Here is a 13,244-nt window from a genome sequence, read left to right on the forward strand (position 1 = left end):
TGGTCATGATCGTCTTTGCGATCACCCCACCCCAAACACCCGACTTCAAGTCTATTCGACTTTTGGCAATTCTTTTTCGATCACCGACTGCGGAAGGGGAAAGAAACCATCCTTGATGACGACGGCTTGCCCTTCCTTGCTATAAATAAACTTGATGAATTCCTTCACGAGCGGATCAAGCGGCTTATTCGGCGCCTTATTGACGTAGATCAACAGATGGCGCCACAGAGGATAGGACCCGTTCATCGCATTGGTCTGTGTGGGAGCCACAAAGGGTGCTCCCTCTTTCTCGGCTAGGGGAAGGACCCGAACACCGGAAGTCAGGTAGCCGATCCCACTATACCCAATGCCAGCTTGATCTTCTGTAATGCCTTGCACAACAGATGCTGACCCTGGCTGTTCCTTGACTTCGTCTTTGTAATCTCCATTTTTCAAGGCAAACTCTTTAAAGAACCCGTAGGTGCCGGATGCTGAATTACGACCATAAATACTGATCGGTGAGGCCGCCACTTCGCCTGTAATCCCTAGTTGCCCCCACCGCTCAATGTTCTGCTGTGCCCCAAACCGACGAGTCTTGGAGAAGATCGCATCCACTTGCGCCATGGTGAGCCCTTGGACCGGATTATCCTTATTGACATACACGGCCAGCGCATCGATGGCCACCGGGAAGGCCGTCGGTTTGTATCTATATTTTCTCTCGAAGGAATCGATCTCCGTGCTTTTCATGGCTCGGGACATTGGTCCAAGCTGGGCCGTGCCTTCGATCAAAGCCGGTGGCGCGGTGCTCGACCCTTTGCCTTCGATTTGAATCTTCACATTTGGATATTGTTTACGAAACCCCTCGGCCCAGAGCGTCATCAGATTGTTGAGCGTATCTGAACCGATACTGTTGACATTGCCGGTTACCCCGGTGACCTTCACATAGCCTTTTAAGGCAGGGTCCAGCACGATCGCGTCATCGGCATAGACAGATGGAACACTCGATACAAGAGCCCCCAAGAGAGCAACGTATGCCAAGCCAGGCTTCACAGCCAATGTTTTCATGGACAGTCCTTTCATAATCCTGAACTTTTTCTACTGACACTCTAACCTTGTCTCATTGCCATCATATTACGCGAATGTTACAGGAGTGTTACATATGCACACGCCGATTTCGCTCACTGGATGTCTAGGGGCAGGCTCTGGCCTGCCCCTTTCATCACTAAAAGTTATACTGGAGCTGGGTCCTGACAATATCGCCTTCGCGGATGTTATATGGTGCGGTCTGTGTATCGGTACGTCTGCTTCGCGCATAGGCAATCGTGAACTCTAACGACTTCGCGATCTGCCACTCCATCCCAACCTCCCACTCCCGAACGACATTGAATGGTGAATTGGTCCGGTGCTTCTTTCCGCCGCTGTATTCCTGGTACCGCACGTAGGGGATCAGGCTCGTCAGCCAGGGTTTATCCACATCCCACTTATACATCCCCTGGACGTAGCCACCCTGAATATCCCCTTCCTCCACACGTGTCCGAGTCGCGTTCAACTGAGGACCATTGCCCCAATTCCACTCCGCTTGAAGACCAATTGGTTGTGGGTACAGGATAAAATGTACACCGACTCGTTCGTCGAGAATATTCCCGTTATTTTCTCGACCAATAGCCGGGCCACCAGTTGTCAGCGGTGCGGTCGCACCGACATTGAAGGCCCCGCGGTAGGCATCCACGCCGAACTGAATGATCTGCCCATAGGGTAATTCCATAGGATAGGTGGCGTGGACGACGACATGCTTGTTGTCATTACGGTCGTTCACATTGATGGTTTGGCCATTGTACACCCCGATGCCTAAGACGCCGTAGTCTCCAGATCCCTTGAGACCCGATTCAACCAGTTTTCTGAATAATTTTCTGGTTTCCGTCGGCGTATAGTAGAGAAACAATCCGAGGTCACGCTCGCCATTCACCGCACTATTGAGCCCATCGCTTCGGTCGAAGGCAATTCGCTGTTGACTGGACTGAAGGGTTTCCCATCCAAAGGGGACTTTCGACTGCCCCACTCTAAGCCGCAGCTCCTTCTCGCCAAAGAATAGAAACGACACAGGCAGAAAGATATCGGCATAGGCATCACGCAGTTGGACAAAGTGGTTGCTCTGATCCCCTGTCGTACCAGGAACAGTGCCGGCAAACTCCGGCTGAATGTAGAACGAGAGCCAGTCCGTGATATCACCTGAAAAGATTAGGCGGGCTCGGCGGAAGGCGAAACCGGTATTATCCCGAATAGTGTTATCGTACTCACTTCGGATGGATTTATCTCCAGGCAGATAAGTATACCGGGCTTGCACATACCCGCGAATGCTGATCTTATCGAACCATTTCTTGATTGTTGCCTTGTCCTGAATAATTGCTTCTTTTTTTTCCTCATCGGCTTTCAACTTGAGCCATTCCTCTTTGGTAATCTGCCCTTTTTCATAGAGGAGATCCTCGACGCTGGCTTGTGCCACAGCGGCCATAAAGATCACTCCCAGACTCAGCACATACAAGACGCTTACCAACCCCCATTTCTTCATTCACCTACCTCCTCAATTAGTCGTGTATGGAACTGAGAGAGGATATAGTTGATGAACGTTAAGTTGATGCTACGGTGTTGTTACACCCTTGTTAAATTCGCTACGATCTAACCCATCATGGCACCAGATTCCCCGAACGCGCAGGATCAGAACCAAACGGAACCACCCTTGTGGTCAATCGGGATTGCGATGCTGATCATTCTGCTCGCACCGCTTATCTTGTACTCGTTTGCTCCGGTTGGCCCTATTCGTGAAGGCGACACCGTTTTTTCAGACGGCCAGCAGCGCGCGACATTCACCACACCAATTGCATCCCAGTCTCTTCACCCTGACGAAACCTGTTTACTCGATCCCAATAGCCCATTGATCGTGCTCGAGAATTCAGCGGGTGAGCCAGACGGTTGGATCAAAGCCGAAGTCCAAGGAAATCCGACTGCAGAATGGCCGTTTTGTCCGGTGCATGCTGAAGTACGGCTCAGCCTTCATCAGGTCTTTCAAAAACCGGCTGTATTGGGAGCGGTGCGGGATACGCTGATGAGGTGGTTGGGGAAGTAGAAAATAGAATTGTCGGAACTAGGACTTGAGCCTCTCAGCAAATTGCTTGCGGAACTTCGCCACTTTCGGCCCGACCACGAATTGGCAGTACCCTTGGAACGGGTTTCGAGCAAAATACTCCTGATGGTAGGCTTCTGCTTCATACCATTGTGTCGCCGCAATAACCTGCGTCACGATAGGAGCATCATACAGTCTGTCATCTGTTACGGTGTTGATAACCTGTTCAGCTGTTTGTTGCTGGGCTGGACTATTATAGAAGATCGCTGAACGGTACTGCGTGCCGATATCGTTGCCCTGTCGATTGAGGGTGGTAGGATCGTGAACCACAAAAAATATTTCGAGAAGCTCTTGGTACGAGATCACTACTGGATTGAACGTGATGCGCACAGCTTCGGCATGGCCGGTCTGCCCCCCACACACCGCTTCATATGTCGGATTATCCATGGCCCCGCCGATGTACCCGGACTCAACTGCTTCCACGCCTTGCACCTGGTCATAGACGGCTTCAAGACACCAAAAACAGCCTCCGGCAAGAATGGCAACATCCTGCCCTGATAGGATCGTTCGTGGTTCATCGGCCATAATGTGGTTGAGTCGAGTGCCGTGTGGGATTTTTTCAGCAGATAGCGACCGGCTAATCCTCTTCTTCTTCCTCGATGTCCTCAATCCCTTCGTAGCTCATTTCCGGGAACGACGCCGACGCTTTCTCACAGGCCGTCTCGACCATTTCCTCAGCGTCTTCCGCTGAATCAGCATCGACCACAAACTTCACCGTGATTGCATACCGCTGTTCCACTCTCAACTCCTTTCTCGAATAACCTGCCCCGTGATCGAGGCACCGCATACCTTCGTACTTTCTGATAGTTGTGGTGGCTGTGTCAACCGTTGGGAAGTAGTGAGGAGACAAACCGGATATGGGAACAGACGTGAATGGAAGATACAAATCAACGAGACGGGGAGGAAGGCTACTCGTCCCGTTCGAGATCGGTGAGAACCGATGTCAGCTTGACCAACTCGTCTGGAGCAACCCGCAAAAATGCGAGTCCGAAGCTATTCGCCCCAACCCACCTCACGATTGCTTCATCTACGCGTAACGGCCAGTCAAGACCCGGGATGTGGAGACGGCATTCAAATTTCGCGCCTTGCTCCACCTGCATATTGCTTTCGATCTTACAGCCGCCGGCAGAAATATCTACCGTTCGTCCCTGTCCTTCCTGTTTATTCCCGGAAAACGTGCTACGAAACTGGGCGGTAAACCGCGGTTGAACTCGGCGCTCATCCGCCCCTGGCTGTTCCAGAGTAGATTCAACAGGTTTGGATTTGAAGAATGAACTCAGCTTTTTCACTGCTGACGATCCCTCAGCGACCCTTCCAACAAGTAACCCCCTGGGACATCTTGCCAATCACATCCAAGAACCGTTGCTTATTTTGTCGAGAGCAACATGTGTCCCCGCCGATTCTGCTGATAGCAGGATTCCTGTCGCTCGCTGCAGAACGGCCGTTCCTTTCCATAGGACACAATCGCGAGCTGATTAGGACTGACTCCTGCTTCCTGCAGATAATTGCGAGCTGCTTTGGCACGCTTGTCGCCGAGGACCATGTTGTAGTCGCTCGTCCCCCGCTCATCACAATGGCCCTCTATTTTGAGCACAGCGCCAGGATGATCTTTCAGATAGTGCGCATCGAGATTGAGCGCCTCTATACCTGTTTCAGATAAAGTCCATTGGTCATACCCGAAAAATACATCTTGCAATCCAGCTTCGACAGCAGCTCGCTCTTCTTTCGTCAACTCCGCTTGCTGCCGCCCCGGAAAGCTTGACGGGTTTAGACTCGTTGGATGTCCACCCTGTCCGCCTGGCGAAAGGCGTTCCTCAGCAGGATTCCGAGAAAACCCCTTGAGTTCCCCACTTGGGCTTCCACCGGAAATGCTCGGAGCCTTTGAGCTGGTGCTTCCGGACCCCCCTTCGCTCTCAGACTGTACCCATTTCTTACTACACCCCTGGTTCGACAAGAAAAGAAGTCCCACGGCCACCACCACTCCCAGCTTCATCACCACTCTGGTCATAGTCTTTCTCCTCTTATGGTCTTCTACACTCACAACTCAGCTCCATCATCTATTCATCGCCACTTGATGCAGTAATGATTTCAGAATGCGCCTTCGCCCTGCCTGCAAATACAATTATCTCCCAATGATGATAAAGTGATGCAGTAACAGGAGTTTAGCCGATTGCCAGCAGGATGCCTAACAATTTTTCATATCCGGCCGGATGACCGGGTCGGTAGGGAATGATCTCTCTAAAGAGGCAGAAATGGGATGGCTCGGAGAGAAGAAATCCTTCGATGAACGGGGCGCACACGGACCAGTCGAGGCAATCTGTTATCCTGACAGACTACCGTGTCCTGGTTGTTCAGCGAGAGCCGCTACGATCAGCCCAGCGGACAGGTCGCAACACAGCTCCCATTCCGGCGAGCGCGCAGATAAACAACAGCATGGCCAGAGCAACCACCAGGAAAAATGCCGCCCTCATATCGTGCAAAACAGGGGTCATACCACGTCCCTCCTCTTGCTCGATGCATCAACTGCGCCATCCACAGACACAAACCCATGGACTCATTGGATCGATTTTCTGAAGAGGTCTCCCGCAACAAGGACATTGCCGAGTCCACACTTGCCTCATAGGGTGGCCAACCCCTCCAGCTGTCCTCGTTTCCTGAGTGCTATATCGGAAAAACCAGCCCACGGGATTACCTTGTCCCCGGTTAAGTGTAGATCACGCTTAGCCCTTGGTCCACGCCGCTTCCCATTGGGACCAACCTCGACATGCCCACAACCTATTGTAAACGCTGGAGAGCCCTGGAACGCTCTTGGTGTGGCAACAGAAATTCACCATCCGACCGACTTATTCGATGATATAGCTGACAGTCTCAATCTAATGAAAAGCACACCCAATCGGACGTTACACAGGCAAACAAGAGAAAATCAAGGCAAGATTTCCGCAACTCTGCTACCTCGTGGCGACAGATACACGCTATAGGCAAACCGTGACGCCCCTATGTAACACTAGATTCGGCTTTATATCTGATCCCGATCTGATCAATATGACGTGAGCCTGAAAGTCTATGCTCGCGACTGAGAACCAGGCTCCAAGCCTACGAAGTAGCTAATGTAGCAATTCATACTGTACGGCGCGGAGTAACGTAGAGAGATCCAATGGTTTTGCAAATGTCTGCCGTGCCCCGAGGAGTCTGGCCGTCTGCAGTTCATCTGGAGAGTGTCCACTCATGGCAATGACCTTCACATCCAGAAACGCACGAGTCAGTTCCAAGATAAGGTCTAACCCATTCATTTCCGGCATCTCCAAATCCGTAATGACCAAATCCATGGGGTTCGCACGGAACTGCTCAAGCCCCTCTCGGCCGTTGGCGGCCTCGTAGGTTTGATACCCGGCATCCTCAAGGATCTGCGCCAGCAAGACTCGCACCGACGCATCATCCTCGATCACCAGAATCGTACGTGGCCTCATCACCGTATCCCTTTCGTGCTCTTCAAGTCGCCCTTCACACACCCGATTTATTAGGCGGCCAACGATTCCATTTCCTCTGAGTCCCAGTCCAGGTTAAGCACCTCGTGAGCTGACATCGTCGCCATCACCGGTTTGGCAGATAACTGCCGGTGGTGCTGAATGACGGCATCATCCCGATGACCACAATTGACACAGCGTGTGCTCACACTCCACATTTCGCCATACCCTCCTTCCATATCGATCATGTGCTCATCCAGCATCAAGCCTTGGCAACGTGTACAGTTCATCGTCGCTCCCTCCTGTTTAGCGCCCACAATCCGGTTAAGAGAACTGTACCAGGGAGGATCATTCCAACTAGATCTGAAGGAGTTACGTCTAAAGGGGGGTAAGGAAGTAGACAACTCGGACTTATGCGATCTTGCAGGAATACAACTCGATAATAGCGGTTCGTATGGGGAGAGCCTCTCCATCTGGGAGGCAACCAGCCGATCAAAGCTTGCCGGACTAGGTCGGGTTCTCGAAAACTGTGGATCGAGCTCAATTCGCGTTGGAATGGAGAAGAGCCTGCAGTCCTGTGCAACCAGGCAGGCATGTTAGCTTGGGAGATTCTGAGAACCCATTGAATCTGTGGTGCGCCCGGCAGGAGTTGAACCTGCGACCTACGGGTTCGAAGTCACAGCCCGACGAGACGGAAACCCAGAAAACCCCACAAAATCAAGAGTCCGACCATGCAGAGGAGTGAAAACCGTGGCAGGCTAGACGCAACTCTGCAACCTCGGCGCAACCAGTTTCGGACCGATGGTTCCAACGTGGCTCGGCAACCACAGGGCATGAGCACACGTCTTGCCCTCTCCTCGCGTCGCAACCACATCACCCAGAAGGTCCGCATTGGCGGACGCACCCTGTATCTCTCGGGCCATGATGATCAGGCTCCTGCTGAGATCTTCCTTCATGTGAAAGGTGACGACTGCACCCCCGGAGGCCATTGCCCTTTACGACGTCATTGCCCGCGTGATGAGCATCGCACTGCAGTACGGCGCTCCCCTCGAAAAGGTCGGAGACCTTCTGATTGGTGCTTCGGACCGAAGGAGCCTCATGATTTCGAAGCTGAACAGACTGACATGTCGCAGTACCGTGTAGACAACCTTGTTAACAAAACTAAGAGCGCGTAACAAAATGATCTCGGAGATTTCGATGGCAGATGAGGCAGGCTGTTAGCTTGACCAGCGCTTCGTAGTTCTCGGCCCGCCTCTCGGTGCGGATCCTAATCTTCCCATAGCGCTTGAACCAGGCCAGGGTTCGCTCGACATACCAGCGTGTCTTGCCGAGCCCAGCGCCATGCTCGGTCCGCCGTTTCGCGAGTTGTGGCTCGATCCCACGGCGTCGAAGCTGATCGCGGAGCGGCTCGGAGTCATAGCCTCGATCCCCTTGCAGCCTGTCCGGTCTTTGTCGTGGCCTGCCTTTTTTTCCCCCGAACCTTCGGCACCCCATCCACCAGCGAGATCACCTGGGTGACATCGTGGGTATTAGCGCCGCTCACCTGGATTGCCAGCGGAATGCCCTTAGCATCGACCAGCACGTGTACCTTCGAGCCCAGCTTGCGGCGATCGGTGGGATTGGGGCCTGTTTGCTCACCGCCGCTCGGTGCCTTCGTGGTCGCACTATCAACCAGCGCGCGAGACCAGTCCAGCTTGTCGGCTCCGTGGAGCTCAGCCAAGAGCACCTCGTAGAGCTTCTGAAACACACCGTTCCGGTGCCACCGCTTGAGCCGACGCAGACAGGTCATTCCGGAGCCGCACCCCAGCTCAGCCGGCATCTCGCGCCACGGATGCCGGTACGCAGCACGAAGATAATGCCGGTGAGAACGGCGCGGTCGTGCAGGGGCTTGCGGCCCGGATACCGGCTTCGCCGCCGGCGCGGCTTAGGGAGCAGGGGGTGGACTCGCTCCCAGAGGTCGTCGGGGAGCCATTTCGAGACGGTTCCTGGCATTCGTTCCTCCATAATTGCCAGTATGCGGCATCACGTCCCGAAACATCATCCGCCCCTCACCAGTCATTTTGTTACGCGCTCTAAGTAAAACTTGGTCTCCTGGGGACATCACCAGTCGAGAATGGGCGCGATTACTGAGGAAGCGAAAAAGACCCGAGTATGACCATGTTGAGGTGCGCACCCGGTGACACACCTGATGATTTCGAGTGCTCGATATCAGTAAAAGCCAAGATATTTGTAGAGGTTTGTAGAGGTCTTATAGGGAGAGGTTAGACGGCCGAGATGAAAGCCCTTGTCACCCAATTTCATGCGCTCAACGTCACCCAACTCAATCGCGGTGGATGGCTCTATCCCAACACGACGTATGAGTGGGTCTGGAGGACGAATAAGGGGTCCAGCATCGAGGCTGTGCAGATTACGGCACTGAAGTCGGCCGTAGAGCTCTCTATACTGGTGGAGTCAACACGAATGCTTCAGCGGGTATCACTGATCTACTCAACTGGCCCTCATGGTGGGAAGCGTCCCTGGTTTACCTGTCCTCAATGCCAACGGCGAGTCGGGATTCTGTATCACGCTCCGTTTCATCCCTTCTTCTGTCGGCGCTACTGCAACCTTGCCTACCCCTCCCAGTACCAGTCTCGAGATCAAAGCTATGATCGTCGACATCGAATGGTTTAGGGAGCAGGAGCACGCTTTACTACGCCGTTTGCCCTTCAAATACAGGGAAACGCTGTGAACGATGCTCTTCATGATTTCGGTTCCCATCACACTAACTACTACCCTGACAATTATCTTATCCGTGATGAAGTGCAATCGACGGTCGCCTATCTCCCACCATCCCAGAAATAGGACTGCCAGGCAAAATTAAGACTCTTCCCCTGTTCACACACTTATTTCTTTTACAGAACGGCGTGCGGAAGAATCCGTTACGTTGCAACCGGCCATCCCTGTTGGTGGTAAAGGCAGGGAACGGTTGGGAAACGCCGCCTTCCATTCCTTGCACAATGCAGCTCGATGCGTACTGGAGAGTGCCCGAACCGAACCGCTGTCCCCTACCTCTTTGGCTTCTACACCCCTCATAGGTGGCATGGCGCATCCGGGCGGTTCTATTAGGCTTGTTCATAGAGGATGTACTGAATCCGATGGCAGGAGGAGGAGAACTCATGAAACCCTACGCACTTCGAAATGAATCACGGACTCCCGTGCAATTTCAGTTCTATTGCGTCACCGAAGACAGCATGATTGAGGGAATGGTGCGCGATCTTTCAGCGACAGGGGTGCGCGTGACCGTGAAGCACCCCATGCCTGTTGGAGTAGAGAAGCCCATTTTTATCACCTTGCAGGAAGGAGATAACTGTCATCACCTCCTTGTTCCTTCTGCCGTGGTGCGCTGGACGTACGGACACGAGGCCGGGTGGGAATTTGGGCAAATGGATGAATTAGACCGGGCGCACTTGACCCATTTCCTCCAACAGCGTGAGCATGAGGCTGTGGATTCAACCGCCTTCGAGGTGGTTTAGGAAGAAGGGTCGCGAACCGTCAGCAGATATTAGATGCTCTAGGACTGGCTCTGGATACAAAAGCACGTTCGAGAACCCATCAGGATAACAAACATGATTTCGACCCGCTTCACCTACTTTCGAATATCGCCTTCGATGCAACGAGCGATCCCCTTTCTCTAGCAAGATCACCACTCGCACGGAGGGCCTCCCCAATGATGAACCGCCAAGAATTCACCAAATTCCTGAATGAGCTACGCGCAGCGTATGACCTCCCACCGAAGTTCGAGGAGGACTCCCTCATGGCCCCAAACGAGGACATGGATACCGATGAAGACGTTCTGACCGAGGAAGATTGTGCGAGCTTGCAGCAACGAGACACTACCCTTCACTAACGTGCCAGGAGAACCGACGACCCAATGCTTGTGTATAAGCATCGCACAATCAAGCTCACTCCGAAGCGGCACAGTGACCACACGTGGAGTTGTGCCTATCGCATGATCGATATCAGCTCAACCGGCTGGAGGTTCCACACAGGACATGCTTACGGCAGTTTTGGATCACGCGAAGAGGCCGCACTGGCCGCTCTGGCGGAGGCGAAGGAGATCGTAGATGCCCTTGCACCCCTGACGCCTCGTCCAGGGCTGACTCTTCGCACAGTGCTTCGACATTACGAGAAGAGGATACGAAGATTCCTTGCGTGGTCATGAGGAGCGCTCGTGATGCCCAGCGGCTCCACTGAACCGGCCGGGCATTCTCTTCGCTTGCCAGCGATCGAATTTTCCTCCGCCGCCAGAACGTCGCTCCATCGGTTTCGCTTCATTACAGTTCCACCCTGGGCCCCTCGCGATCCGGACACTACGCCGCCTCATGCGGTACGCTTTGCAAGGAGGGTGGTCCATGAGGATCGCCCTCTTCAAACCACTGGGCCCCGAGGTTGATTGCTTGGGTACTCTGAGGGGTTTTGTATTTTGCCCGCCACTCCGACAAATCGTGTCTGAGGTGAGCCCCCTGTTGCCCGAGACATCTTCCGTTATGGCACGAACTACTTATTATCCAGCCACCCTTGCAATGTATCATTCACAGGTACTGTGCACGTTCTCTCGATAAGCGGCCTGACGCCAGTGTTCATGGGAGGCAAGTGAGGGAGCGTGAACGATCAGTTAATCGTCTCAAGGGCGTCCTGCTAATAGTAGCCAGGCTGGCTACGGCTATACGGATCACGTTGTGCCGCCGGTGGAGGTTCGTCGTAACGATGCGGTTGGCCCGGCTGCGATGATCCTATATTGACGTTGTCGTAGCCAGGCGCGGGGCGTTGCCGACCCGACAAAGAATCATCGGCGCATCCGGAGACCATCGCACTCGCCAGAAGGGCAAAGGGCAGCGCGTATAGAATACGAATCATACGAAATCTCCTTCGTCATTCTGAATGATTTTGAGAGCGTTCTCATCCGATCAGTCTGCTGTGCATGCACGATACCGTGACGGTTACAATCCTTCTTCAACCTATGAAGAGTCAAGGGATCATTTGACCTCAGGATCGTTTGCCTTGCTTCCGTCACTCCCAGGGCGGTACAGGGCGAGGAGAGATCCGTAACCCACACGTTCCCCTCGCACCTCAACCTTCCTTTTCATACTTCCAGCCTCGTAAGGAGTTCTCATGCCTTTGGAGAAGTACAATTTCTCGGCGTTGCGAGACAAACTTCCTGAGTAAGATGGCAGCTTCGGCAGTCCCCGACGAGAATCTCCGCGTGAAATCCTCTGTATCTGCTCACAGTCTTCAGGAACATATACAGAGACTATTGAAAGAGTCGGGGCCGCCCAGCCCACTGCAGGGGAAACGACATCTAAGCCAGGGCGGTTTCACGTTCCAAGTGCAACGGGTGAATGATGGCGCAGCTGCGCATAGACTTCCAGGGGCGTGGCAAAGTCGAGACATTTTCTCGGGCGCGTATTCAGGCGATGGGCGATGGCATTCAGCTCACGCTGCGTATAGGTGGACAGGTCCGTGCCCTTGGGCAGGTACTGACGCAGCAGGCCATTGGTATTCTCGTTGGTGCCACGTCGCCACGGGGCATGCGGATCGGCAAAGAAGATCTGGATCGAGAGTCGCTGGGCCAGCTGCTCGTGCTTGGCCATCTCGTTGCCCCGATCGTAGGTCAGCGTGTTCCGCAACGGGACGGGCACCTGTCGGAGCTTCTTGGTGAAGCCTCGGTAGGCACTGGCGGCATCCGTGCCGTCCATTCTGGCCAGCAGCACCAACCGCGTGGTCCGTTCCACCAGGGTACCCACAGCCGAGCCAGTGCGAGCGCCTTTCAGCGGGTCGCCTTCCCAGTGGCCGGGTACCGTGCGGGTCGCCACCTCGGCAGGGCGTTCAGCCAGCGGCGTCATGTTGGGAAGCTGGCCCCGGCGATCCGTTCCACGCGCCCGAGGTCGCCGCGTTTTGCGCGCCTGACATAGGGCTGTGAGCAATTCGGTGCGCAACGTCCCTCGCGGGAGCACAGACAGGCCAGCATAGGTGGTTTCAGGCGACAGCTGTTTGCGCATATCATCAGGATACGCGCGTCGCAGGCGTCCGGCAATCTGCTCGGACGAGTGGCCCTCCCGGAGCTGGCGCTGGACGTACGCCTACAGCCAGGGATCACGGAGTTTCCGGAGGCGCCGTGGCTGCCGCGCTCGCGCCGACGCCAGTGTGTGCGCCGTGCAGGCTCGATACGGTCTCTGCCCGGCGTTGCGGGCCATCTCGCGGCTGACGGTGCTGGGATCTCGTCCCAATACCCTTGCCATCTGCCGCAACGAATGGCCGGCGGCGAGGCCTAGGGTCAAGGTTGCACGTTCTTCGGCACTCAGGTGTCTGTAGGAGCTGGTTCGCATAGCAACACCGTAGCCCATCAGGGCTGGTAGTGTTGCACTTGGAGTTAGAACTCAAGCAGCTTGGAATGTCTAAAGACTGCTCAGCTGTCCTGCGGCTAGGGGTCCGTTCCCATTTTGGGACGCGGTGGAAGCCAGGGAACCCGGCTGGTATTGGGGAGTGGTTGTGGAAGCATTTTATTAGACCCACTGACGCGGCCCAGCTGTCTGATGGCCTTACCCGTGCGCTTGGCAACCAGATGGGGCTTTGGGTGCGTC

14 protein-coding genes and 2 pseudogenes are annotated in these 13,244 nt (G+C 54.3%); 3 read left to right on the forward strand and 13 right to left on the reverse strand.

Features of this window, described 5'->3' with window-relative positions; translation table 11 throughout:
• Positions 1-51: 51 nt before the first annotated feature.
• Positions 52-1,044, reverse strand: a complete 993-nt coding sequence (locus ACMTNU_RS03820) for a PstS family phosphate ABC transporter substrate-binding protein (protein ID WP_413933867.1) — start codon at positions 1,042-1,044, stop codon at positions 52-54.
• A gap of 157 nt (positions 1,045-1,201) precedes the next feature.
• Positions 1,202-2,548 (reverse strand): porin, encoded by a 1,347-nt coding sequence (locus ACMTNU_RS03825; RefSeq protein WP_413933868.1) that lies wholly within the window; start codon positions 2,546-2,548, stop codon positions 1,202-1,204.
• Positions 2,549-2,665: 117 nt separating this feature from the next.
• On the opposite strand from ACMTNU_RS03825, the gene ACMTNU_RS03830 reads away from it, so the two are divergent.
• Positions 2,666-3,103: a hypothetical protein gene (locus tag ACMTNU_RS03830; RefSeq protein WP_413933869.1), complete on the forward strand. Its 438-nt coding sequence runs from the start codon at positions 2,666-2,668 to the stop codon at positions 3,101-3,103.
• A gap of 18 nt (positions 3,104-3,121) precedes the next feature.
• Here ACMTNU_RS03830 and msrA read toward each other — a convergent pair whose 3' ends face one another.
• The 9 genes and pseudogenes from msrA to ACMTNU_RS03875 all read right to left on the reverse strand — a co-directional run bounded on the left by msrA (position 3,122) and on the right by ACMTNU_RS03875 (position 8,616).
• Positions 3,122-3,685, reverse strand: coding sequence for a peptide-methionine (S)-S-oxide reductase MsrA (msrA, locus tag ACMTNU_RS03835; RefSeq protein ID WP_413933870.1), 564 nt, complete (start codon positions 3,683-3,685; stop codon positions 3,122-3,124).
• Positions 3,686-3,737: 52 nt separating this feature from the next.
• Positions 3,738-3,899 carry a hypothetical protein gene (locus tag ACMTNU_RS03840; protein WP_413933871.1) on the reverse strand — a complete coding sequence of 54 codons (162 nt, stop codon included), beginning with the start codon at positions 3,897-3,899 and terminating at the stop codon, positions 3,738-3,740.
• A 169-nt stretch (positions 3,900-4,068) separates the two neighbouring features.
• Positions 4,069-4,449 (reverse strand): PilZ domain-containing protein, encoded by a 381-nt coding sequence (locus tag ACMTNU_RS03845; protein WP_413933872.1) that lies wholly within the window; start codon positions 4,447-4,449, stop codon positions 4,069-4,071.
• 77 nt (positions 4,450-4,526) lie between these two features.
• Positions 4,527-5,168 (reverse strand): OmpA family protein, encoded by a 642-nt coding sequence (locus ACMTNU_RS03850; RefSeq protein WP_413933873.1) that lies wholly within the window; start codon positions 5,166-5,168, stop codon positions 4,527-4,529.
• 343 nt (positions 5,169-5,511) lie between these two features.
• Positions 5,512-5,652, reverse strand: coding sequence for a hypothetical protein (locus ACMTNU_RS03855; protein WP_413933874.1), 141 nt, complete (start codon positions 5,650-5,652; stop codon positions 5,512-5,514).
• 612 nt (positions 5,653-6,264) lie between these two features.
• Positions 6,265-6,627, reverse strand: coding sequence for a response regulator (locus ACMTNU_RS03860; protein WP_413933875.1), 363 nt, complete (start codon positions 6,625-6,627; stop codon positions 6,265-6,267).
• Positions 6,628-6,677: 50 nt separating this feature from the next.
• The gene (locus ACMTNU_RS03865) at positions 6,678-6,914 is read right to left on the reverse strand and encodes a hypothetical protein (protein WP_413933876.1); all 237 of its coding nucleotides are present in this window, start codon (positions 6,912-6,914) and stop codon (positions 6,678-6,680) included.
• A 468-nt stretch (positions 6,915-7,382) separates the two neighbouring features.
• Entirely contained in the window at positions 7,383-7,547 is a 165-nt protein-coding gene (locus ACMTNU_RS03870) for a hypothetical protein (RefSeq protein ID WP_413933877.1), read from the reverse strand.
• A gap of 238 nt (positions 7,548-7,785) precedes the next feature.
• Positions 7,786-8,616, reverse strand: a pseudogene (locus tag ACMTNU_RS03875) (IS5 family transposase).
• A 282-nt stretch (positions 8,617-8,898) separates the two neighbouring features.
• On the opposite strand from ACMTNU_RS03875, the gene ACMTNU_RS03880 reads away from it, so the two are divergent.
• Together ACMTNU_RS03880 and ACMTNU_RS03885 are read left to right on the forward strand one after the other, a co-directional pair.
• Positions 8,899-9,294 (forward strand): hypothetical protein, encoded by a 396-nt coding sequence (locus tag ACMTNU_RS03880; protein ID WP_413933878.1) that lies wholly within the window; start codon positions 8,899-8,901, stop codon positions 9,292-9,294.
• A gap of 485 nt (positions 9,295-9,779) precedes the next feature.
• Positions 9,780-10,136 (forward strand): PilZ domain-containing protein, encoded by a 357-nt coding sequence (locus ACMTNU_RS03885; RefSeq protein WP_413933879.1) that lies wholly within the window; start codon positions 9,780-9,782, stop codon positions 10,134-10,136.
• 1,165 nt (positions 10,137-11,301) lie between these two features.
• Here ACMTNU_RS03885 and ACMTNU_RS03890 read toward each other — a convergent pair.
• Both ACMTNU_RS03890 and ACMTNU_RS03895 read right to left on the reverse strand, forming a co-directional pair.
• Positions 11,302-11,520: a hypothetical protein gene (locus ACMTNU_RS03890; protein ID WP_413933880.1), complete on the reverse strand. Its 219-nt coding sequence runs from the start codon at positions 11,518-11,520 to the stop codon at positions 11,302-11,304.
• A 458-nt stretch (positions 11,521-11,978) separates the two neighbouring features.
• Positions 11,979-12,989, reverse strand: a pseudogene (locus tag ACMTNU_RS03895) (IS30 family transposase).
• Positions 12,990-13,244 lie beyond the last annotated feature (255 nt).

This window comes from Nitrospira sp. BLG_1, assembly GCF_047338595.1.
GTDB lineage: Bacteria > Nitrospirota > Nitrospiria > Nitrospirales > Nitrospiraceae > Nitrospira_D.

What these genes read in the sequence shown, in the direction of transcription:
- ACMTNU_RS03820 (WP_413933867.1), bottom strand. Translation starts at nt 1,044, where the DNA reads ATGAAAACATTGGCTGTGAAGCCTGGCTTGGCATACGTTGCTCTCTTG.
- ACMTNU_RS03825 (WP_413933868.1), bottom strand. Translation starts at nt 2,548, where the DNA reads ATGAAGAAATGGGGGTTGGTAAGCGTCTTGTATGTGCTGAGTCTGGGA.
- ACMTNU_RS03830 (WP_413933869.1), top strand. Translation starts at nt 2,666, where the DNA reads ATGGCACCAGATTCCCCGAACGCGCAGGATCAGAACCAAACGGAACCA.
- msrA (WP_413933870.1), bottom strand. Translation starts at nt 3,685, where the DNA reads ATGGCCGATGAACCACGAACGATCCTATCAGGGCAGGATGTTGCCATT.
- ACMTNU_RS03850 (WP_413933873.1), bottom strand. Translation starts at nt 5,168, where the DNA reads ATGACCAGAGTGGTGATGAAGCTGGGAGTGGTGGTGGCCGTGGGACTT.
- ACMTNU_RS03855 (WP_413933874.1), bottom strand. Translation starts at nt 5,652, where the DNA reads ATGACCCCTGTTTTGCACGATATGAGGGCGGCATTTTTCCTGGTGGTT.
- ACMTNU_RS03860 (WP_413933875.1), bottom strand. Translation starts at nt 6,627, where the DNA reads ATGAGGCCACGTACGATTCTGGTGATCGAGGATGATGCGTCGGTGCGA.
- ACMTNU_RS03865 (WP_413933876.1), bottom strand. Translation starts at nt 6,914, where the DNA reads ATGAACTGTACACGTTGCCAAGGCTTGATGCTGGATGAGCACATGATC.
- ACMTNU_RS03870 (WP_413933877.1), bottom strand. Translation starts at nt 7,547, where the DNA reads ATGGCCCGAGAGATACAGGGTGCGTCCGCCAATGCGGACCTTCTGGGT.
- ACMTNU_RS03880 (WP_413933878.1), top strand. Translation starts at nt 8,899, where the DNA reads ATGAAAGCCCTTGTCACCCAATTTCATGCGCTCAACGTCACCCAACTC.
- ACMTNU_RS03885 (WP_413933879.1), top strand. Translation starts at nt 9,780, where the DNA reads ATGAAACCCTACGCACTTCGAAATGAATCACGGACTCCCGTGCAATTT.
- ACMTNU_RS03890 (WP_413933880.1), bottom strand. Translation starts at nt 11,520, where the DNA reads ATGATTCGTATTCTATACGCGCTGCCCTTTGCCCTTCTGGCGAGTGCG.